This is a genomic window from Candidatus Rokuibacteriota bacterium, from assembly GCA_016209385.1.
Classification (GTDB): Bacteria; Methylomirabilota; Methylomirabilia; order Rokubacteriales; family CSP1-6; genus JACQWB01.
Window position 1 is genome coordinate 1 of the sequence record JACQWB010000051.1, and the last position, 20,887, is coordinate 20,887.

Below are 20,887 nucleotides of genomic sequence, written 5' to 3' on the forward strand. Positions count from 1 at the left end.
CGATGAAGCGCTGCGCGTACTCCCGGCAGCGCCGGAGCTTCTCCACCGGGTCCATGGCCCGCCGGACGTCACCCTGCGCCTGGTCCAGCCCGAGCTCCTTGTCCACCTGGTGCTCGATCGGGAGCCCGTGGCAGTCCCAGCCCGGCACGTAGACGGCGTCGGCCCCGAGCATCGAGCGGGACTTGACGACGATGTCCTTCAAAATCTTGTTCAGCGCCGTTCCCATGTGGATGTGACCGTTCGCGTACGGAGGGCCGTCGTGAAGGATCCAGAGCGGCGCTCCGGCTCTCGCTTGACGGAGGCGGGCGTAGATGTCCATCGCCTCCCAGCGGGCGAGGAGCTGGGGCTCCAGCTGGGGCAGGTTGGCCCGCATCGGGAAGTCCGTCCTGGGCAGGTTCAGGGTGGCCTTGTAGTCGATCTCGGCCAAAATAAATTCCTCTCGTGAAATCAGATAGTTAGTGAGCGCTCATGGTATCACCGGGCGCGGCAGGCGTCAAGGAAGGGGAGGAGGAATCACTTGGGCGCGAGGATGACGACGCCCTGCTTCGAATCGATCGTGACCTTGAAGTTGTCGAGGAAGTCGCGGCCGAGGAGGCCGTCGGCCTCCTTCAGGTCCGCGTCGTGAGCGACGACGAGGAGCGGCCCCGCCTTCGCCTCGCCGACCTCGATCGAGTCCACCCGCACGACGTCCGCTTGGCTGGTCCCGGTGACGCCCTTCACCTCGGCGCGGGGAGTGCTCCGGGTCGAGATGCCCAACCTGAGGAGGGTCAGCGGCGCCACCACCGTCCGATCGGCACCCGTGTCCAGGAGCAGGCTGACCGGACCCCCGCCGTTGATCTTGGCGCTGACCAGAATGGGTGAGCCGGGCTTGAAGGAGATCCGGGTCGTCCCCGGCTCGGGAGTGATCGCCCCAGGCTTCGCGGGAGCCGGCGGCGGAGGCGGCGGGAAGTAGAGGGGCCGGGCCTCGGAGCGGTAGCGCTCGGGAACGTTGTTCAGCCCCTCGGTATAGTGGACCCCGCCCCGCTCGTCCACCCAGCGGTACGTCTGGGCGAGGGCCGCACCGGGGAGAAGCAGGAGGGACAGCAGGAGGACAGCCCACCAGCCCTGCATCCTCCTATGATGGCCCAAGGTGGGCTCGACGTCCAGCCGACCTGTCGGAGGGGGCCTCGACGGCCCCCTCCGAGGCCTCCCCCAGGAATCGGTTGCGCGGGCGAAGCCCGCGCTCGAAGGTCTTACTCCAACAGGATCCTCGCCGGGTGGGGATGATCGGTCGGAACTTCAGGAACGTTTTGGCTTCACGGGGTCGCGGGGCTGAAGGACGGGGAGCCACGCGTGCCGAGCACGAGGCTCGGCGCAGGGGTTATGCCTTCTTTTCCTCCTCTTTCTTGGCCGTCGACGTCGTCTCGTCCTTCGCCTCGGTGACACCCTTCTTGAACTCCTTCACGCTCGAGCCAAGGGAGCGAGCCAGCTCCGGGAGCCGGCTGGCGCCGAAGAGCACGAGGACGATCAGGAGGATCAGGAGCAGCTCTTGGTAGCCCAGGCCAAACATGGCTGTTCCCCCTCTCGCTGAAGCTGCTTTACCTTACGCCCCGCCCCGCACCCTGTCAACGACAATCACCCCCGAAACGCGACACGCGCTCGGCCGCCACGGTCTCGGTCACATGGCGCTGCGGAGCACCCGGTGGTCTCCCTGTCTGACCGTCACGCGTTGCCCGTCGAAGTACTCGAGGAGCGGGATCGCGTACTTTCGCGAGACACCGAGAAGGTCCTTGGCCTCGACCGGGGCGATCTCCTTCTTCTCCTTGAGGTAGGCGACCAGCTTTGCCTCGATCTCCCTCAGGGCCTCGGCGTGGAAGAAGAGCGACTCCTTGACGCGGACGAGCCGGCGCTCCTCGAGGAGGAGCTGGAAGAGCTCGTGCTCCTCTGACCCCTTGACGCCGACCTTCGCCAGCGCCTCCTCGGGGCTCGGCGGCGTCGCGGCGGCCGCGCGAAACTCGGCCTCGAGCCGCTCCACCAGGCGCCGCTGCTCGGGAGTGAGGCGGACCTCGTGGATGGCGAGGCGGACCTTGTCGCGCTCCGCCTTCACGGCGGCCTCGGCCGCCAGGGCGACGAGCAAGCGGCCGAAGATCCGCTCCTCGATCCCGCCGGCTCTGACCCTGAGCTCCTCGCGCGAGATGCCCGAGCGGAGCGGGTTCTGGGCGTGAAACGCTGCGAGCACCCGGAGGATCTGGGCGCGGAGCTCGTCCTGCGCCTTGGCGTGGACGAACCACTCGCGGTCCACGCCGACGATCCTGCCGCGCTCCAGGAGCTGCTCGAGGAGACCCTTGAGGCGCTCGGGGCCGAACGGCGTGCGCGCTCCGAGATCGCCGGCGCGGAGCCCTGACGGACCCGCCTGTCTCAGGTGCTCCTCTACGATCTCCGCGGGGTCGCCACGCTCGAGGAGCTGGAGGTGGCTCGCGAGCTGGGGGGCCTTCCGCTTCACCCGACGGGGCGCGATGTCGAGCAGCGCCCCGCCCCCGATCGTGATGATCGGGGAATAGCTCCGGATGACGTACCGGTCCCCCGGGAGCGCGACGAGCGGGGCCTCCAGGCGCAGGCGTCCATAGGTCTGGGCGCCGGGCTCGAGCTCCGGGCGGTCGAGCAAGAGCACCCGCGCCATGATCTCGCTGGTACCCACGTGCACGCGCACCCGGTCCCGCACCTTCAGAGGCCGCGGCGCGTCGGCCAGCAGCTCCAGCGTCGCGTCCACGACGAGCGTCGGCAGGAGCGCGCCGGGAAGCCCGACGACGTCGCCGCGCTCGATGGACGCTCGTTCCACGCCCTGGAGGTTGATGGCGGTCCGCTGCCCGGCGAGGGCGGACTCGACCGGCCGGCCGTGGGCCTGGAGCCCCCGCACCTTGGCCTGGACCCCTTTCGGGTAAATCTCGACCCGATCCTCCACGGCCACGCGCCCCGCCGTGAGCGTGCCGGTCACCACGGTGCCGAATCCTTTTACGGTGAAGACCCGATCCACGGGGAGCCGTGCGGCCTGGTCGGTGCCCTTGGGGGCCACCTGCCGCGCCTGAGCGCAGAGCGCACCGCGCAGCTCGGCGAGACCCTGGCCGGTCTTCGAGGAAACGGGAAGGATCGGGCAGCCGGCGAGGAACGTGTCACTCCCGAGCTGGCGCGCGTCGTCCTTCACGAGCTCGAGCCACTCTTCCTCCACGAGGTCGGTCTTGGTCAACGCCACCAGCCCGGACTTGATCCTGAGGAGCTGGCAGATCGCCAGGTGCTCGCGCGTCTGGGGCATCACGCCCTCGTCGGCCGCGACGACGAGCATGGCCAGGTCGATGCCGCCGACACCGGCCAGCATGTTCTTGACGAACCGCTCGTGGCCGGGGACGTCGACGATCTCGATGGTGAGCCCGTCGGGCTCCTCCAGGTAGGCGAAGCCCAGGTCGATGGTGATTCCGCGTGCCTTCTCTTCCGGGAGACGGTCGGTGTCGATCCCGGTGAGGGCCTTGACCAGGGCGGTCTTGCCGTGGTCGATGTGCCCCGCGGTTCCGACCACGACGTGCTTCATCGAGCGTTGAGCTGGTCCGCCAGGCGTGTGAGAGCGCGGGCGACGAGGGGGACCTCGGCGTCCTGGACGGTCCGGCAATCCAGGAGCAGCCGGTCCTCCAGGATGCGCGCCACCACGCGCGGCTGGCCGGTGCGGAGGGCCCTGTCCAGCTCGTCGGCCGAGCGACCCGCGAGGGAGAGAGCCGCGGTCGGCAGCTCCACCAGCGGGAGCGCCCCGCCTCCCACCTGGGACTTGCCTTCCACGACGGCCGCCCCCAGCACCCCTCGCGTCGTCGCGTCGAGCCGTCCGAGGAGCCGGCGCGCGCGCCGCCGGACGAGAGTGAGGGGCTCGGTGAGCATCCGCAGCACCGGGAGCGTCTGGAGGGCGGTCCCCGCCTCGTAGGCGTAGAGGGTGGCCTCCAGGGCCGCCAGGGTGAGTTTATCCACGCGCAGCGCTCGGTTGAGAGGGTTCCGCGTGAGGCGCGCGACGAAGTCGGCTCGCCCCACGACGATGCCGGCCTGCGGTCCGCCGAGGAGTTTGTCACCCGAGAACGTGACGAGATCGATCCCCGTGGCCACCGCTTCGGGCACCGTGGGCTCGTACGGAAAACCGTAGGGGCGGAGGTCCACGCGGCAGCCCGAGCCCAGGTCCTCCATCACGGGCGTCCCGCGCTGGCGGCCGAGCTCGACGAGCTCCCGGGCCGGGACCTGTGCCGTGAACCCGAGGATCCGGTAGTTGGAGGTGTGGACCTTCAGGAGGAGCGCGGTCTCGGGGCCGATCGCCTCGGCGTAGTCCTTCAGGTGGGTGCGGTTCGTGGTCCCGACCTCGCGCAGGATCGCGCCGGACCGTCGCATGATGTCCGGAATCCTGAACTCCCCGCCGATCTCGATCAGCTCGCCGCGGGAGACGACCACTTCCTTCCCGCGCGCCAGGCTCTCGAGGGCCAGGAGCACGGCCGCGGCGTTGTTGTTCACGACGAGCGAGGCCTCGGCCCCCGTCAGCCGGCGCAGGAGACCGTCGACGTGGGCGTAGCGGGAGCCGCGCTCCTTCTCGGCGACGTCGAGCTCCAGGTTGGAGTAGCCGCTCGCCACGTGCCTGAGCCGCTCGAGGGCGAGGGGGGAGAGGATGGCCCGCCCCAGGTTGGTGTGAAGGACCACCCCGGTCGCGTTGATGAGGGGGGCCAGGGAGAAGACGCCGGCGCGGGCGAGCTCTCCCGCGACGCGCCGCGCGAGCCCGTCCAGCTCGGGCGGCGAAGGCCGGCTGCCCGCGCGCAGCGTCTCCAGGATCCGCCGCCGCTCGGCGGCCAGGCACTCCCGCACGGCGGCCACGACACGGGCGCGCGGCACGCCCGACAGCGCCCCGTTCCCCTCGAGGCGCTTCAGGAGTTGGTCCACCGAGGGGAGCGCCCGCAGCCACGCCTGGCGAGTCTCACCCGCCGACTTCGCCATCCCCCGCCCCGCTCAGCAGTCGCTCGACGCGCGCACGCACGCGCGCGATGATCTCGGACGCCTCCTGCCTCACGGCCTCGGAAGCCCACTGCCGCGGCCGCTCCTTGAGCAGAGCCCGCACGGCCTCCTCGGCCAGCGCAGCCCAGAGCTCCTCGCGGTCCGCGGGCGACAGGGGCTGACCCCAGAACGCCTCCGCCCAGCGGTTCGCGATGCCCTCCACGAGCCGGTCGCGCTCGGCCGAAAGCTCGCGCGCGTGGCGGACCAGTTCTGCGAGAGAGGCGCCCATCTCACTCCCTCGCGAGCGCGCGCACCGCCTCGATCAGGGTCGCCTCCCACCGCCCGGTCGAGGCGCACTGGAAGACCGGTTGGCCTTTGAGCTTGCCCGAGGTCCCCTTCCGGTGCGCCTGGGTACGCATCTTGGCGTTGACCTGGACCTCGGTCTCCGCCGAGTTGACGGGCTGGACAAAAACGGTGAAGGCCACCAGCGCGGCGCCCTCGACGGGCACGTCGCCGAAGCGGCCACAGTCGGCGTACACGCCGATCGGCGTCACGAAGTCATCCGAGGCGACCACACCAGAGTCCTTGGCCACGGCTCTGAGCGGCACGTTCTCCCGGGCGAGAGCCCGGATCAGCGCGCGCCACGTGGCGTCATACGGCGCCGGAACCCGCTCGCGGTACGGCGGCGGCGTGAGGGAAGAGACGAACGGGCGCCCGCAGCCTGCCACGAGGATGACCAGCAGAACACCGAGGGCGAGTCTCGAGAGCCCCCTCATCGACCCGGCCTTACCGCGGATGATGGTCAATGCCCTTGTAGGCGGTGATGAAGCGCGCGATCCGCTTCTCGTCGAGCTCGTCGAACTTGTCGATGCGCCCCCAGGCCGTGAGCGCGATCCGCTTGTCCATCCCCGGGTAGGGAGCCAGGATGACCTGCTTCTCGTAGCGGCGCACGATGGCCGCGAGCTTCTCCACCAGGTCCGGGCAGCCCGGGGGGCAGTTGTACTGGACGAGCACGCCGCCGTCCTCCAGGTTGTGGACCTGGAGCTCCTTGGGAATGGAAGCGGTGTGGATGCCCCACGGCGCGATGTAGGGCAGGTGCGGCCCCGAGGTCGGCGGATCCGAGTTGTAGGGGGCGTGAGGCTGCCCGAGCATCTGGATATGGGTGTTGCCCAGGCTCGGCACCCGCTCGCCGGGCAGGTTCGCGGCGGACTGGTAGGCAAACCACCCGACGAGCGCCGCCGCCACGAGCGCAGCGCCCCCGCCGACCGGCCACGCATACCGGCGCACCGCGCGGCTCCGCGATCCCGCGGACGTCTTCTTCGACTTCGCCATGGTCAGAGTCCAGAGCGAGCTGGCGGAAGCGCGTGGGAGTCGAACCCACCTCTAGCTTGTCTAGAGCCAGACGCCGGATTTGAAGTCCGGGAGGCCCACCGGGATCCTATGCGCTTCCGCGCCTCTAACTACGCTTGGTAAAAGCACTCTGAGTCTACCATAACGAGGTGGTTTTGGGCGCCCTGTCACCCTAGGACGATCGGAGGGGGCCCGGGCGGGGTACCCACGCGAAAGCGTGGGTCTCCCGGGTGCGCCGAAGGCGTGGGTGCGCGCTCGAAGGGTATTACTCCGACACGCTGCTAGGCGGCCGATCTAGTTCTTCCCGCTCTTGCTGTCTTAGTCCTTTCCCTCGTCTTCGTCCCCCTCCTCGTTTTCCTCTTCGTCGTCATCCTCGTCCGGCTCGTCCTTGCCGGTTCCGCGTCACGATGCGCGCGCATCGAGCCATACCACGCTCCTGCCTGTTTGCTCGACGTGACGGGGCAGTGTCCACGCCGGGCAGTCTGCTCTTGAGCCCCCTCGGACCGGCCACAAAAAGCGCCACTCACTCCCCCCTGACCAGCACGAAGCCGTGGGAACGAAGTTCCGCCTCGATGCCCAATCGGCGTCGGCGATCGCCCCGCCGCCGCTCCGGCTCGTGCGCCTGGGCCGGGTTTCGGCGCTGCCCCTGACGCCGGTCGAAGATGACCTGGGCATCCGTGACCTCCGAGAACCATTCGGTCAACCGGTCGAAGAGGTCAGGCCGGTTCCGTGTCACGACGAATAGGATTCGAGCCATCCGCCCTCACCCGTGCGAAGACAGGCGCCTTGAGCGTTTCCTCCCGGGGCCTAGCGTGAGCCCAACCGAGAAGGCGCGGTCGACCTCGGGGTCCCCATTGACTGGCGCTGCACCCTGGCAGGCTCACGACGCCTCCCTCTGCTCCAGCTCCCCGCCCGAGCCGGCCGGGTTCCACTGGGAGCGCGAGCGTCGGACCGCCTCGCGCACCGCCGCTAGAAGCTGCTCGGTGGGGAAGGGTTTTTCGATGTAGCCGGAAGCCCCGCGCTTCAGGGCCTCGAACGCCATCTCCCGGGTCGAGTAGCCCGTCACCAGGATTACTTGGACGTCGGGGTTCCGGCGCCTGGCCAGCTCGAGGAGCTCAAAGCCGCTCAGGTGCGGCATCAGGATGTCGCTCACAAGGATGTCGAACGTGGTGGTCTCGAGGTGCCGCGAGGCCTCTCGGCTGTCCGTGGTCGACTCGGGTGCGTAGCCGGCCGCCTCGAGCACGTCCACCATGATGGCGAGGATCTCCGGCACGTCGTCGACTACCAGGATTCGGGAATCTGCCAGCGGCCTCGCCTCCTCCCCCTCAAGGGAGCTCGAGCATCGCCCGTGCCAGGTCGAAGAACGAACGGTTCTGGCTGAGATTTCACTCTGTTGGCCCGGGCGGAGCCCGTGTCCCCCCTTCCATTTTTGGAGAGCCTCGCCCAAAAATTTTGATGCCAGGGGGCGACCTCGGGGTTGTCAGACCGGCCAGGCCGAACCGGCCAGCCGCGCTCGAAAGACCCTCGTCTACGAAGGCGATTCCGCCTCCGCGGCCCTGCCGGGGCTCGACCCTCGCCCCGCCTGCCCGCCTCGCTCCTGGCGCGTCAGCAACGGCAGGGCCAGGAGCGGCAGGAGGCCGATGGCTCCCACCGTGATCATCAGCTGCCCGAGGTTCGAGTAATCCTGCTGGGTCACGGCGAACGCCGTGTTCAGGTGGCGGGTGAAGAGCTCGCTGGCCGAGAGGGCGAGGTTCATGAGCGAGGCCATGATCGCGAACATCGTCGCCTCCGCGCCGGGCGGCGCGGTCTTCGCGATGAGGACCAGCATCGGCACCATGGCGAGCTGGCCGAGCGGCGCCGAGATCGTCGTGTCGATGAAGGCGAAGGTGCGGGCGCTGATGCCGAGCCACTCGTTCGCGCCGTAGAAGAGGCTGATGCTCGGCAGGTAGAGGACGGTGCCCGCGACGGTCACCCAGAGGAGCGTGAAGCTCACCGGCCGCCGGATGATCGTCCGGCGGAACACGAGGAGCCCGGCGAGGCTCACCACCGAGCTCACCTGCGCGAGGATCCCCAGGAACTGCTGGTCGAAGCCGAGCCGGTCAATCGCCCAGTAGCTGTAGCCCTGGCCGACCCCGGGAACGGCCCGGAAGAGGAAGATGACGCAGGCCGCAACGATCACCCAGCGCGAGATCCCGACCTGGTGCAGGAGGAGGCCGATGAGCGCCGCCGACACGACCAGCACGATCTCCTGGGCTCCGGGGACCTCCAGGCTCTCCAGCACGACGCCGAGCGCCGCGTAGCCGAGGCCGACCGCCATCACGAGCCGCGCCTTCCCACCTCCGAGCGGGTCCCCCGCCGCTGCCGGGCGGGGTCGTCTCCCGCCCCGGACGAAGGCGGCGGCCGCGCTCACGAGGAGGGGCAGCACCATCGCCACCGCGAACACGCTCCGGGCGCCGATCCGGCCAGCCAGCCAGCCGCCCAGATAGCCGACGCTGATGGACCCCGCGAGGAGCGCCATGCGGCCGAGCGCCTGGATCTGGCCGATCTCCTCGTCGTTCCCCGCCACCTCCACGCTGAGCGCATCGGCGACCACATCCTGCATCATGAACCCCACGGTCACCACGAGCATCGCCACGAGGAAGGCCCCCTTCGCGTCGACGACCGTGGCGAGCGCCGCGTAGCCGGCCAGCGAGCAGAGCGCGCCGAGGAGCAGGTAGGCGGCGCGGCGGCTTCCGAAAATCGGGTACACGTCGGAGGCGACGCCGACGACCATCTTCATGCTCCACGGCAGCCCGAGCCAGAAGCCGATGCCCGCGACCTCCGCCGGCGTCAGCCGGAGCGCGTCCTTCTCGAAGAAGACGAGGGCAACTCCGGTGATGCCGCTCGCGCCGTAGCAGAAATAGGTGAGGAGGACAGGGAGGTAGGCGAGCCGGAACCCTCCGAGCAGGCGGCGCACGAGACCGACCGGGGCGACGCCCGCGGTCGGCACGACGGTTGCGTGGTCGGGCATTGCTCGGCTCGCCAAGCCCGCCGGTCAGCGGGATGGATAGAGGTGGCCTAGCGTCCACCGGCCAGCGGCGGAAACATCACGAGGACGTCACCGTCCTGGAGCACCTGCTCGGGGGCGGCGTCGCGCCCGTTGACCAGTATGATGGCCGGCATCCCGTCGGGGATCTTGAGGGACCGGACGAGCTGGCCGACCGTGCTCCGGTCGGCGACCTCCACGGTCGCGCTGCCGCCATCCGGAGCCTGGGGGAGGTACCCCGCGAGCGTGGCGAAAAGCTTGACCTCGACCCTCACCGCGGGTCAGCGACCTGGAGTCGGTCGCCGGGGAAAATCCGCGACCCGTTGGCCAGGGCGTTCCAGCGAACCAGATCGGCGACCGAGACGCCGTGACGTTTCGCGATGGTCCAGAGACTCTCCCGCGGCTTCACCACATGGACCGTCCCCTTCGCCAGCGTCGACGCCATCTGCTCCAGCAGAGCGCTGACCGCGGCCTCGGTCCCCGGGGGCACTTTCAGGGGATACGGGCCTCCCGGCGGCGTCACCCCCCGCCGCAGCTCGGGGTTGAGCCGGTTCAGCTCCTGGGCGTCAATGCCCGCACGGGCCGCCAGACGCGTCAGGGGCAGTAACGGGGGTGCCATGACAAGGTCGTAGGTCAACGGGGGATCGGGCGTGACGTCGAAGCCATAACGTTCCGGGTCCTTGCCGATCAGGGTCGCCGCCAGGATCGCTGGAACGAAGCGCTTGGTCTCCTCGCGAAGGACCCGGCCCCGGCTGAGAGCCCAGAAGTCGTTGGTGCGGCTCCGCTCGAGGGCCTGGATGACCTTCAGCTCCCCCGCGTTATACGCCGCCTTGGCGAGCACCCACGAGCCGAACTGCCCGAACAGATCGCGCAGGTACTGGGCGGCGGCGACCGTGGACTTCTCCGGATCGAGCCGTTCGTCCACCCAGCGGTCCACGCGGAGCCCGTAGCGGCGCGCCGTGTGCTCCATGAACTGCCAGAGGCCCTTGGCCCCCGCGCGCGAGACGGCCACCGGGTTGAACCCGCTCTCGATCATGGCCACGTACGCCAGCTCCTCCGGGAGCCCGTGCTCCCGGAAGACGTCGCGCATCATCTCGAGGTAGCGGCCCGACCGGTTGAGCCAGAGAGCGACGATTCCCCGACGGCTCGGAGCCTGGAAGCGCTCCAGAAAGTACTCGACCCACTCGTTGATGACGACCGGGTACGGGCGGCGGAGCGGAGGCGCGAGCGTCTCCGGAATCAGCGTCTCGTGCGCCGGGACAATCGCTTCGTCGGGCTGGAGAGCCACGACGGCCACGCCTGAGCCAGCAGGCTCGGACGGATCGAGGCCGTACGCCTCCTCTGCCTCACCAGGCACGCTGGCCCAGTGGGTCACAGAAGGCGACAGAAGCTCGTCGCCGTCGGCCGGCAGCGTCGCGAGGACACCGCAGAGCGACAGCGCAGCGATCAGCAGGAAACGAACGACGCTCATACCAAACCGCAAATCTTGAACTTGGTTTCTACCACACGGGGTTGTGTCAGTCAACCAGGAAACGGCTGTGGGAAATTCCCTTGACAGCTTCGACCCGGAGAAGTAGAGTGAAGCGCTTGATAAGACGCGCCTTTTGATGATGGTCAGATCCCGAGGGAAAAGGAGGTGAAGTACGGATGACGTCGAGAAAAGCTTTCGCTCTGCTCGTGGCCGTGCTCTTCCTCTTCGGGACGACGGGAATCGCGCTGGCCCAAGCCAAGCAGCCCTGCGCCGCGAAACAGCCGTGCGCCGCCAAGCAGCCCTGTGCCGCGAAACAGCCGTGCGCCGCGAAGCCCATGGCCAAGGCGAAGACAGCCACGGGGACGGTGAAGTCTGTCACCGCGGATAGCATCGTGGTGGAAAAAGACAAGAAGGAGTGGACGTTCGCCGTGAGCGGGAAGGTGGCCGAATCTGCCAAGAAGCTGAAGGCCGGGGATTCGGTGACGATTTCCTACACCGAGGCTGCCGGAAAGATGACGGCCACGAAAGTCGCGGCCAAGATGGCCAAGAAAGCGGCCCAGCCGTGTGCCGCGAAGCAGCCGTGCGCCGCGAAGCAGCCGTGTGCCCCTAAGAAGTAGCCGACCAGCTGGTCTCAGGGGGCCGTCCCTGCTCTCGACAGGGTCGGCTCCCTGAGATCCTCGGAGGGGGGCTTCGCCCCCCTTCCGAACCTCCCCCCTCGGTTGCGCGGGCGAAGCCCGCGCTCGAAGGGCATTAGCCCGACACACTGCTAAGGCTCGCGGCTGTCCCGGCTTCACACCGGGCGGGTTCGCCACCGCCGGTGCACCCAGAACCACTGCTCGGGCCAGCGCCGCACGGCATCCTCGACGCACCGGGTGAAGGCGGCGGTGTAGGCCACGATGTCGTGTCGGTGATCCCCGGTCCGGGGCGGCGGGACTTCGGGCTCGATCACGACCCGGTGACTGCCGTCCGCTTCCCGATGGATGAAGACCGGGAGCACCGGTGCCCCGGACCTGAGCGCGAGGAGGGCGAGGCTCTTGGAGGTCGAAGCCGGGCGGCCGAAGAACGGGACGAAGACGCCCTCCCGACGCGTGGCGTTCTGGTCGAGCAGGATCCCCACCATCCGCTGGCGACGGAGCGCGTCGAGGACCTCCCGGAGCGCGCGGTGCTTCCGGATCACCCCGGCGCCGCTTCGCTCCCGGGCACGGGTCACCAGCCGGTCCAGGAGGGACGAGTCCAGCGGACGGACGACGATGCTCAGCGGATGGCCGGACAGGCCATGGGTCGCGGCGAGGAGCTCCCAGTTTCCGAGGTGAGCGGTCAACAGGAGCACGCCCTTCCCCCGCGCCATGGCAGCGTTCAGATGGTGCAGGCCCTCCACCCGCACCCGGGACAACGCCGCGGCCGGGGAGGCGAAGAGGGAGGCGCAGACCTCCACGGCGGTCATCCCCAGGTGCTCGAAGCTGCCACGGCAGAGGCGATCCAGCTCGTCGCTCCCCCGCTCGCCGCCGAACGCGAGCGCCAGGTTCTCTCCGGCGAGAGCCCGGCGCCCGGCGAGGGTCCAATACGCGAGGCTACCGAGACGGCGGCCGAGCCAGAGCAGGAGGGGGAGCGGAAGCAGGCGAAGGCTGCGCGCGAGAACCCGGAGAGCGCTCTCGGCGATCCGGACCGCCAAGACGGCGCCGGGGGCTCCGCTTACCCGAGGATCAGCAATACCTTGGCCACTCCCCAGGCGATCAGCCCGCAGACCGGGAAGGTGAGGATCCACGCGGTCACGATCTCGCCGCCCACGCCCCAGCGCACGGCCGAAAGCCGGCGCGTGCTGCCGACACCCATGATCGACATGTTGATGGTGTGGGTCGTGCTCAAGGGGATGCCGAGGCGCGAGGCCAGCTCGATCGCGCTCGCCGCGGCCGTCTCGGCGGCGAAGCCGTGAACCGGCTCGAGCTTGGTGAGCCGGAGCCCCATGGTCTTCACGATTCGCCAGCCACCGACGGCGGTTCCCACGCCCATCGTCAGCGCGCAGAGCAGTATCACCCACACCGGGACGTGGAACTCGGGAAGCATCCCCCCCAGGACCAGGGCGAGGGTGAACGCGCCGATGAACTTCTGGCCGTCGTTGGAGCCGTGGCTGAACGCCATGAAGGTTGCCGAAAGCAGCTGGAGGCGGCCGAACACGCGACGGACTGTCCCCGGACGGGCCCGCGCGAAGATCCAGAAGACGCCAACCGTGATGAACAACCCCCCGAGGAATCCGAGGAACGTGGAAAAGAGCAGGCCGATCAGGACCTTCCGCCAGCCGTCCCAGAGCAGGACGCTGGTCCCTGCGGTGGCGAGGCCCGCTCCGGAGAGCCCGGCGATGAGAGCGTGGCTCTCGCTGGTCGGGAGCCCGTAATACCAGGCCAGCGTGCTCCAGAAGACGATCGCCACCATGGCGGCCGCCACCGTCCCGAGACCGATGACGTCAGGCTTGACAATCCCCTTGCCGATGGTTGCCGCCACGGCGGTCCCGGACATCGTGCCGAGGACGTTGAGGGCAGTCGCCAAGCCCACGGCCTGGGTCGGGGTGAGCACCCGGGTCGAGACGACCGTCGCGATGGCGTTGGGCGCGTCGGTCCAGCCGTTGACGAACTCGGCGGCGAGGACCAGTAGCAGGACGAGGCCGAGGGCGAGGGGTGGCTCCATCAGGCGTTCTTCAGCGTGATCCCCTCGATGACGTTGACGACGTCCTCGCAGCGGTCGGTGACCGCCTCCATCGTCTCGTAGATCTCCTTCCACTTGATGATCTCGATGGGGTCGGGACCGTCGAAGAGCCCAGCGAGGAGGTCGCGGAGGAGGCGGTCGGCCTCGTTCTCGAGCCGGTTCACCTCGATACAGTGCGTGTGGTAGGCGGGCGAGAGGTTGCGGAGGCAGTGCACCGCGCGATCGGTCTCCTCGGCAGTCTTCACGATGATCTTCGCCATGTCGGAGCAGCCCGGGGTCGGCGTCTTGATCCGGTAGAGGACCAGTCGCTCCGCGACCGCGTCGATCAGATCCAGGACGTCGTCCAGCCGGCTGGCTAGGGCGTAGATGTCCTCCCGGTCAATCGGCGTGATGAAGGTGGTGTTGAGCTTCTTGACAACCTCGTGCGTGAGCGTGTCGCCCTGGTGCTCGAGGTCCCTGATCCGCTGGTACTTCTCCTTCGCATTGGCGTAGTCCAGGATCAGCTCCTCCAGCCTGCACGAGGCCGACATGATCGTGGCGGCCTGCTGCTCGAAGAGATCGAAGAACTTCTCCTCGCGCGGGATCAACCGAAACATGCCGCTACCCCCTCCCCGTTCGCGCGGCCGCGCCGACCGCACGCGGCACCAGGTGCCTGAGAACGACAAAGCCCCCGATGATGCCGACCACCAGGAGCACGGTGAGCCATTCGAAATACCGCTCGACGAACTCACGGATCGGCGGACCGAATGTGAAGAGCAGCGCCGCCACCAGGAAGAAGCGGGCGCCGCGGGAGAGCGCCGAGGCCACGAGGAACACGGGAAACTTCACGTAAAAGACCCCGGCCCCGATCGTGAACACCTTGTAGGGAATGGGGGTGAATCCGGCGATGCCCACCGCCCACGCCTCGTACCTCTGGAACAGCCGATGGACGAGCTCGACCTTCGACCGGCCGAAGAGCCACTCGACGACGGGCCGGCCTCCCCAGTACCCGATCCCGTAGCCGGCCGCACCCCCCGCCACCGAGCCGGCGGTCGACACGGTCGCATACCAGAACGCCAGATCGGGTCGCCCGAGCGCCAACGCGATGAGCAGGACATCGGGCGGGATCGGGAAGAACGAGGACTCGGCAAAGGCAATCAGTCCCAGGGCCGCCGTGCCGTGGGGAGTCCCGGCCCAGCTGATGGTCCACTCGTACAGGCCGTGAACCCAACCGAATAAGGCGCCCACTATGCCACGTATCGGCCGGTGACCGAACCCAGGAGCAACCGCCCGCTCACGACTTCTCCCGCGCCACCGCGCTCACCTCGCCGCGCACGTCCGCCGCCGACGTCGGGGCCGCCTCGCCGCGGATCCGCATGGCGTAGAATGACCGCCACACGAAAACCAGGGAGACCGCGAAGAACAGCCCCGCCAGAGCGCGGCTCAGCACCGGGCCCCGCGCCGTGAGCGTCACCGCGAGCTCGACGGCCAGCAGACCGAAGAGCGTCGTGAACTTGATGACCGGGTTCAGCGCGACCGATGAGGTGTCCTTGAACGGGTCGCCGACCGTGTCGCCCACGACCGTCGCGGCGTGGATCGCGGTCCCCTTCTCCTTCAGCTCCACCTCGACGATCTTCTTCGCGTTGTCCCACGCGCCCCCCGCGTTCGCCAAGAAGACCGCCTGGAAGAGGCCGAACAGCGCGATCGAGATGAGATAGCCGATGAAGAAGTACGGCTCGAAGAACGCGAAGGCGAGCGTCGAGAAGAACACCGTGAGGAAGATGTTGAACATGCCGCGCTGGGCATACTGCGTGCAGATCTCGACGACCCGTTTGCTGTCCGCCACCGACGCCCTCACCGTCCCCTGGAGCTTGATGTTCGCCTTGATGAACTCCACCGCCCGGTGGGCCCCGGTCGTCACGGCCTGGGTGGACGCGCCCGTGAACCAGTAAATGACCGCGCCCCCGGTGATCAGCCCCAGGAGGAACGGCGGGTGAAGGAGTGAGAGCTTGTCGAGGTTCTGGGTAAGGCCCGCCGTCAGGAGCACGATGATGGAGAAGATCATCGTGGTTGCGCCGACTACCGCCGTGCCGATCAGGACCGGCTTCGCCGTCGCCTTGAACGTGTTCCCGACGCCGTCGTTCTCCTCGAGGAGGTGTTTGGCCGATGCGAAGTCCACCGCGAAGCCATACTCCCGCCCGATCTCCTGGCGGATGTTCGGGATCTGCTCGATCATGGACAGCTCGAACACCGACTGGGCGTTGTCGGTCACCGGCCCGTAGGAGTCCACCGCGATCGTGACCGGCCCCATCCCGAGGAAGCCGAAGGCCACCAGCCCGAAGGCGAACACGGCGGGCGCCACCATCAGCGCCTCGAGGCCCAGCGTGCTGACCGCGTAGGCGATCGCCATGAGCGTGATGACCGCGAGGCCCAGCCAGTAGGCGCTGAAGTTCCCCGCGACGAACCCGGAGAGGATGTCCAGGGACGCGCCGCCTTCGCGGGCGGAGGCAACCACCTCGCGGACGTGCCGCGACTCGGTCGAGGTGAAGACCTTGACCAACTCCGGGATGATCGCGCCGGCCAGCGTGCCGCACGTGATGACCGTGGAGAGCTTCCACCAGAGCGTCCCGTCGCCGAGATCGCGGATCAGCAGGTACGACGCGGCGTAGGTCAGCCCGACGGACACGACCGACGTGAGCCACACGAGCGTCGTGAGGGGGGCCTCGAAGCTCATCCTCCGCGCCCCCGCGTACCGGCTCCGGGCGATGGCGTCGTTGACCAGGTACGAGGCGCCGCTTGCGACGATCATGAGCACCCGCATCATGAAGATCCAGACCAGGAGCTGCACCTGCACGGCGGGCTCCTTGACCGCGAGCAGGATGAAGGAGATGAGCGCGACGCCCGTGACGCCGTAGGTCTCGAAGCCGTCGGCCGTCGGGCCGACCGAATCGCCGGCGTTGTCGCCGGTGCAGTCGGCGATCACGCCCGGGTTCCGCGCGTCGTCCTCCTCGATCTTGAAGACGATCTTCATGAGGTCCGAGCCGATGTCGGCGATCTAGGTGAAGATCCCGCCCGCGATCCGCAACGCCGCCGCGCCGAGCGACTCGCCGATCGCGAAGCCGATGAAGCACGGCCCGGCATAATCCCCCGGGATGAAGAGTAAGATGCAGAGCATCAGGAAAAGCTCGACGCTGATGAGGAGCATGCCGATGCTCATCCCGGCCTTCAGCGGAATCGCGTACACCGGCAACGGCTTGCCGTGCAGGCTCGCGAACGCGGTCCGCGAGTTCGCGAAGGTGTTGATCCGGATTCCGAACCAGGCAACCCCGTAGCTCCCGGCGATCCCGATGAGGCTGAAGAGGAGAATGATGACTACCCGGGTCGGCTCGAAGCGGAGCAGCACGCCGAAGTACAGGACGATGATGACGCCGATGAAGGCTTCGAGGACGAGGAGGAACTTCCCCTGGGTGATCAGGTACGTCTTGCAGGTCTCGTAGATGAGCTCCGAGATCTCGCGCATCGCGCGGTGGACCGGCAGGTTCTTGAGCTGGCGGAAGATCACGAGCCCGAACAGGAAGCCGAGGGCACACACCAGAAGCCCCGCCATCAGGAGCGTCCGGCCTCCGACGCCCATGAACTCAACGTCCAACGCCGGGATCTTAAGGCTCGCCTCGCCCGCGCCCGCGTGGGGCGCGGCGCCCTCGGTGCTCCTCGCCACTTCCGCCAGGGCCGTCGGCGCGGCCACCACAGAGACGAGAGCAACGAGCAGGAACACCATCGCAGCGAGGCGAGCGCCGGTGTCCCGGCCCGCGGAGTTCATCCGGTCAGCTCCACGATTCCCTGGAGGGCAGGGTGATATTTGCTTCGCTCATCGGTGATGAACTCCTCCGCCGGAAACCGTCCAGGGTGTCCTGGCGGTCAGGACATTGGAGAGGTCCGCGCAGCGCTCACAGCTTGACCCGAACTCTACTGAACTTTACTGGACGACGCCCGTTTCTGTCAATGGGAAATTTTTCTCAAGCACGAAATTTTCTCGCAGGATCAACGTGTTGCGAACCACCCGTTCAATCCAACTCGGGCCTCGCCTCGTGGCTCATCTACTCGGGCCTCGCCTCGGCGCTGGCGCAGGCGATGAGGCTGCCTCTGCCGAAGCGCCTCGGCTCGAACTGCCACGCCAGCGGCTCGTCCGGAGCCCCTCGGCTCGAACTGCAAGAGGTGGTCATCGGCGGCCGGCTCGCCTTCTTCTGTATCGCGGCCGCTGCTCCGCGGCCAACCTGACCGCTCGCCGAGCGCCGCGATATCGGGCCGCAGTCCCGCGACGGCGAGCGAGCAGGCGCGCGACAGCCAGGAGAATCCGGACATCCGGGCTGGACAACCGTTGGAGCATGCGCCAGAGCGCCGGGTGAGGTTCGGTGAGCCGACCGACGCGCTCGACGGGCTCGCGCCCGAAGAACTCGCCGACACCCGCGCCGAGGGCGTGCCCCAGCTTTTGAAGCACCTTCAGCGACGGGAGCTGTTCGCCCCGTTCGATCCTGCCGATGTACGAAAGGTCCACGCCACCGGAGACCCGCTGGGCCAACTCCCGTTGTGTGAAGCTCTTCCGGAGCCTGAAACTCCTCAGACGTTCTCCGACAAGTCTCGGAAGGGAACGCTCGGACGGCACGCCTGACCTCCCGCCAGACTCTACCGTTCCCTCCACACCCTGTCAACTTTCCGACCGGGAACGCGTAGGCTATATATTCCTCATGTTGACATGACTATAAGGATTATTTATCCTCTAGCGCGGAGGCACGAAGTGCGGCGGCTCGTCCAGGCCAGGCGGATCCTGAGGCTTCTGTACCGGTCTGGACGGCTCGCAAAGCTCACGCCACCGGAGCTCCGGCTCCTTCTTCTCATGCTCTCCGCTATGTCCCGCGTTCGCGGGCGCCGCTGGCGGCCGACAGCTCTCCGGCAAGCCCTGGGACTCTCCACGGCCGCGCTCAATCAGGCCGCCATGGGCCTGGAGCGACGGGGCTGGCTCCGGATTGTCCGGACTACCCGGACCTGGGTGATTGAGCTGAAGGGGATCAAACCGAAGCGATGAACCGATCTCTGGAGCTCCGCGCTCTGGTCGTGGAAGCTGACCGTGGCCTGCAGGAGCTCTTTGAGGTTCTCCTGAAAGGATGGAGTCTTCGATTTATCCTGGATCCGTGGGCCGAGCCCGACCCGCCGCTGGGCGACGTGGATCTGCTCGTGATCGACGAGGATTATTCGGAGGGACGTGAGGAAAGCCCCCCGGAGTGGCTCGAAAGCCTCACCCAGCGCCTGCCCGCGATCGTGCTCCGCACACCGGCCTTACCGCTCCGGACGAAGCCATCAATCCTCGTCCTCCCCAAACCGTTCCCCGTCTCCCGCTTTCTCGCGTTTGCCAATACCGTGCGCCAGGCCAAGGCGAACGCCGTGTCGCCCCCGGAGGCGAGCGCATGATAAAATAAAGCCCGATGAGCGGCTCCGCGCTATCTCTCCCCGCTGGCCCGTACCCCCGCTGCCCCACCTGCAATGGCCCCGTGAGCTGGGCGGCGAACCCCCACCGGCCGTTCTGCTCGCTGGTCTGCCGGCTCGTAGACCTCGGAGTGTGGCTCGACGAGGGCTACCGGATCCCCGCCGAAAAGCCGCTGGAAAGCGAGCGCGGCCCCGACGGCGGCGGATGAGCGACCTCTTCGGCGATCCCATCGCGTTCCTCCAGCGTCTCATCCTCCAGGTCCCGGCCCTGCTGCTCGCCGTAACGGTCCACGAGCTGGCCCACGGCCTCGTCGCGGACCGCCTCGGTGACCCGACCGCGAGGCTCCAGGGGCGGCTCACGCTGAACCCCCTCCCCCACATCGACCCGATCGGGGCCCTGGCCTTCGTCCTCGCCGGCTTCGGCTGGGCCAAGCCGGTCCCCGTCAACGCCTACAATCTCCGCCGCCCGGTGCGCGACATGGCCTGGGTCGCCGCGGCGGGCCCCATCTCGAACCTCGTCGTGGCCTTCCTCGGCCTGGTCGCCCTGGTCCTCGTGCGGCGGATCGTGGACTCGCCGTTCTTCGGCCAGCCGCTGGCGGGGGTCCTGCTCTGGGTCTACCAGTTCAACCTGGCCCTCGCCATCTTCAACCTGATCCCGCTGCCGCCCCTGGACGGCGGCCACTTCCTCCCCTACTTCCTGCCCCGCGGCTCCTGGACGCTGCTTCAGCAGCTCGAGCAGTACGGCCCGTTCATCCTGCTCCTGCTGATCATCACGGACTCGACCCGCTTCGTCGTCGTCCCGATCTTCAGGCTGGTGAGCGGGTTCTACATCGCCCTGGTCGGCCTGATCCTCTAGGGATCCTCGGAGGGGGGCTTCGCCCCCCTTCCGAACCTCCCCCATCGGTTGCGCGGGCGCAGCCCGCGCTCGAACCAGATCTTCGACAGCCTTCTGGAGGTTCTCGGAGGGGAGCTCCGCCCTCTGTGACTGACCCAGGCGGCGACCTCTTCTCCCACGCCGTTCGCAGCGGCAGATCGGGCATACCGGGCTACCCAGCGAATCTCGAGCCGCGTCACACCAAGCGAGCTGGTCCGCGAGCCCGGGGGCTGGCGATGTGAATCGCCCGCGCGAGCAGCCTGACTTGTCGCACGATGCCGCAGCCGCACGAATGGTGTCATGGAGGGGGGAAGACCGGAGGATGGCTCGAATGCCGCGAGGAGGCTAGGCGGTAGGCCTGCCGTCGCCCGGGCCCTTGATGAGGGCATCCAGGCGGGCGATGAGGGCCTTGATGTCGGTGGACAGACCCCCGATCTGGCCGGCGAGAGCCCGCACTTGGTCGACCAGGCCGCGCTGGCCCTCGACCAGCGCGTGGAGCACCTGCTGAGTTTCCAGGTGCTGCTCGCGGATGCGAAGCTCGAGCTGAGTAAATCGCTCCTCCTGAAGCCGGTTGGCCTCCCGGAGCAGCCGCACCATTTCCTCACTGGACTCGCGCGTCGGCAGCCCGCCGAATCCCGTAACCAGGGTGGCCTTCAGCTCGCGCATTTCGGTTTTGAGGTCGGCGAAGCCGGTCTGAACTTCCTGCTTGAGGTCGGCAAAGCCGGTGCGCATCTCGGTTTTGAGGTCGGCGAAGCCGGCCTTGAGGTCATCATGCACGGTGCAGAGGGTTACGTCCTCGGGACTCCGCTCAACCATAAGTCGCCGCTCGGCACGCAGCATACCACGGCCGCCGGTTCACGAAAAGTGTTCCCAGGTCGATACAGCCGTTTCGGATCTTCGCCCAGGATGATGTGGCCGCACGACCGAAATAGCACGGGAAAGCCGCGATCCGGGGCTCGTGAGCCAGCGGGCCCGATCTTCCGAGGGCTGATTGGGGCCGCCGGCGCGGCCGAGGGAAACA

General features: G+C 68.2%; 24 protein-coding genes, 1 tRNA gene and 1 pseudogene. 5 read left to right on the forward strand and 21 right to left on the reverse strand.

The window, feature by feature from the left end:
- From HY726_03650 to HY726_03715, 14 genes are all read right to left on the reverse strand, one after another.
- The coding region (locus HY726_03650; GenBank protein ID MBI4608085.1) for a class I tRNA ligase family protein at positions 1–418 on the reverse strand (418 nt) is incomplete at its 3' end.
- Positions 419–513: 95 nt separating this feature from the next.
- A complete protein-coding gene (locus HY726_03655; protein MBI4608086.1) occupies positions 514–1,110 on the reverse strand; it encodes an aspartyl protease family protein in 597 nt (198 codons plus the stop codon).
- 250 nt (positions 1,111–1,360) lie between these two features.
- A complete protein-coding gene (gene tatA, locus HY726_03660) occupies positions 1,361–1,549 on the reverse strand; it encodes a twin-arginine translocase TatA/TatE family subunit (GenBank protein MBI4608087.1) in 189 nt (62 codons plus the stop codon).
- A gap of 108 nt (positions 1,550–1,657) precedes the next feature.
- Positions 1,658–3,562: a selenocysteine-specific translation elongation factor gene (gene selB, locus HY726_03665; protein MBI4608088.1), complete on the reverse strand. Its 1,905-nt coding sequence runs from the start codon at positions 3,560–3,562 to the stop codon at positions 1,658–1,660.
- Positions 3,559–4,989 (reverse strand): L-seryl-tRNA(Sec) selenium transferase, encoded by a 1,431-nt coding sequence (locus HY726_03670; GenBank protein MBI4608089.1) that lies wholly within the window; start codon positions 4,987–4,989, stop codon positions 3,559–3,561. The genes selB and HY726_03670 overlap by 4 nt, the downstream gene beginning before the upstream one ends.
- Complete coding sequence (locus tag HY726_03675; GenBank protein MBI4608090.1) at positions 4,970–5,275, reverse strand: hypothetical protein; 306 nt, start codon at positions 5,273–5,275, stop codon at positions 4,970–4,972. The genes HY726_03670 and HY726_03675 overlap by 20 nt, the downstream gene beginning before the upstream one ends.
- Before the next feature lies 1 nt (position 5,276).
- Entirely contained in the window at positions 5,277–5,762 is a 486-nt protein-coding gene (locus HY726_03680) for a hypothetical protein (GenBank protein ID MBI4608091.1), read from the reverse strand.
- A gap of 10 nt (positions 5,763–5,772) precedes the next feature.
- A complete protein-coding gene (locus HY726_03685; protein ID MBI4608092.1) occupies positions 5,773–6,318 on the reverse strand; it encodes a DUF3105 domain-containing protein in 546 nt (181 codons plus the stop codon).
- A 20-nt stretch (positions 6,319–6,338) separates the two neighbouring features.
- A tRNA-Sec gene (locus HY726_03690) sits at positions 6,339–6,436 on the reverse strand.
- Positions 6,437–6,859: 423 nt separating this feature from the next.
- Entirely contained in the window at positions 6,860–7,093 is a 234-nt protein-coding gene (locus tag HY726_03695) for a hypothetical protein (protein MBI4608093.1), read from the reverse strand.
- 123 nt (positions 7,094–7,216) lie between these two features.
- On the reverse strand, positions 7,217–7,609 hold the full coding sequence (locus HY726_03700; protein MBI4608094.1) for a response regulator: 393 nt from the start codon (positions 7,607–7,609) through the stop codon (positions 7,217–7,219).
- Between the two features lie 255 nt (positions 7,610–7,864).
- Positions 7,865–9,346: a hypothetical protein gene (locus HY726_03705; protein MBI4608095.1), complete on the reverse strand. Its 1,482-nt coding sequence runs from the start codon at positions 9,344–9,346 to the stop codon at positions 7,865–7,867.
- Positions 9,347–9,393: 47 nt separating this feature from the next.
- A complete protein-coding gene (locus HY726_03710; GenBank protein MBI4608096.1) occupies positions 9,394–9,636 on the reverse strand; it encodes a MoaD/ThiS family protein in 243 nt (80 codons plus the stop codon).
- Positions 9,633–10,832, reverse strand: a complete 1,200-nt coding sequence (locus HY726_03715; protein ID MBI4608097.1) for a transglycosylase SLT domain-containing protein — start codon at positions 10,830–10,832, stop codon at positions 9,633–9,635. The genes HY726_03710 and HY726_03715 overlap by 4 nt, the downstream gene beginning before the upstream one ends.
- A 176-nt stretch (positions 10,833–11,008) precedes the next feature.
- Between HY726_03715 and HY726_03720 the strand changes: the two genes are divergently transcribed.
- The gene (locus HY726_03720; GenBank protein MBI4608098.1) at positions 11,009–11,449 is read left to right on the forward strand and encodes a hypothetical protein; all 441 of its coding nucleotides are present in this window, start codon (positions 11,009–11,011) and stop codon (positions 11,447–11,449) included.
- A gap of 173 nt (positions 11,450–11,622) precedes the next feature.
- Here HY726_03720 and HY726_03725 read toward each other — a convergent pair whose 3' ends face one another.
- The 6 genes and pseudogenes from HY726_03725 to HY726_03750 form a co-directional block, all read right to left on the reverse strand.
- On the reverse strand, positions 11,623–12,504 hold the full coding sequence (locus HY726_03725) for a lysophospholipid acyltransferase family protein (protein MBI4608099.1): 882 nt from the start codon (positions 12,502–12,504) through the stop codon (positions 11,623–11,625).
- Between the two features lie 20 nt (positions 12,505–12,524).
- Positions 12,525–13,514, reverse strand: coding sequence for an inorganic phosphate transporter (locus HY726_03730; GenBank protein ID MBI4608100.1), 990 nt, complete (start codon positions 13,512–13,514; stop codon positions 12,525–12,527).
- The gene (locus HY726_03735; GenBank protein ID MBI4608101.1) at positions 13,514–14,128 is read right to left on the reverse strand and encodes a DUF47 domain-containing protein; all 615 of its coding nucleotides are present in this window, start codon (positions 14,126–14,128) and stop codon (positions 13,514–13,516) included. The genes HY726_03730 and HY726_03735 overlap by 1 nt, the downstream gene beginning before the upstream one ends.
- Before the next feature lie 4 nt (positions 14,129–14,132).
- On the reverse strand, positions 14,133–14,759 hold the full coding sequence (locus HY726_03740) for a DedA family protein (protein MBI4608102.1): 627 nt from the start codon (positions 14,757–14,759) through the stop codon (positions 14,133–14,135).
- A gap of 46 nt (positions 14,760–14,805) precedes the next feature.
- Positions 14,806–17,289 (reverse strand): annotated as a pseudogene (locus HY726_03745) (sodium-translocating pyrophosphatase).
- Between the two features lie 441 nt (positions 17,290–17,730).
- On the reverse strand, positions 17,731–18,174 hold the full coding sequence (locus HY726_03750) for a helix-turn-helix transcriptional regulator (GenBank protein ID MBI4608103.1): 444 nt from the start codon (positions 18,172–18,174) through the stop codon (positions 17,731–17,733).
- A 132-nt stretch (positions 18,175–18,306) separates the two neighbouring features.
- On the opposite strand from HY726_03750, the gene HY726_03755 reads away from it, so the two are divergent.
- From HY726_03755 to HY726_03770, 4 genes are read left to right on the forward strand one after another with little or no spacing between them, the layout of a single operon-like run.
- Complete coding sequence (locus tag HY726_03755; GenBank protein MBI4608104.1) at positions 18,307–18,594, forward strand: hypothetical protein; 288 nt, start codon at positions 18,307–18,309, stop codon at positions 18,592–18,594.
- The gene (locus tag HY726_03760; protein ID MBI4608105.1) at positions 18,591–18,977 is read left to right on the forward strand and encodes a hypothetical protein; all 387 of its coding nucleotides are present in this window, start codon (positions 18,591–18,593) and stop codon (positions 18,975–18,977) included. The genes HY726_03755 and HY726_03760 overlap by 4 nt, the downstream gene beginning before the upstream one ends.
- 14 nt (positions 18,978–18,991) lie before the next feature.
- A complete protein-coding gene (locus HY726_03765) occupies positions 18,992–19,201 on the forward strand; it encodes a DNA gyrase inhibitor YacG (protein ID MBI4608106.1) in 210 nt (69 codons plus the stop codon).
- On the forward strand, positions 19,198–19,848 hold the full coding sequence (locus tag HY726_03770; protein ID MBI4608107.1) for a site-2 protease family protein: 651 nt from the start codon (positions 19,198–19,200) through the stop codon (positions 19,846–19,848). The genes HY726_03765 and HY726_03770 overlap by 4 nt, the downstream gene beginning before the upstream one ends.
- A 363-nt stretch (positions 19,849–20,211) precedes the next feature.
- Here HY726_03770 and HY726_03775 read toward each other — a convergent pair whose 3' ends face one another.
- A complete protein-coding gene (locus HY726_03775; GenBank protein MBI4608108.1) occupies positions 20,212–20,682 on the reverse strand; it encodes a hypothetical protein in 471 nt (156 codons plus the stop codon).
- Positions 20,683–20,887: the final 205 nt, after the last annotated feature.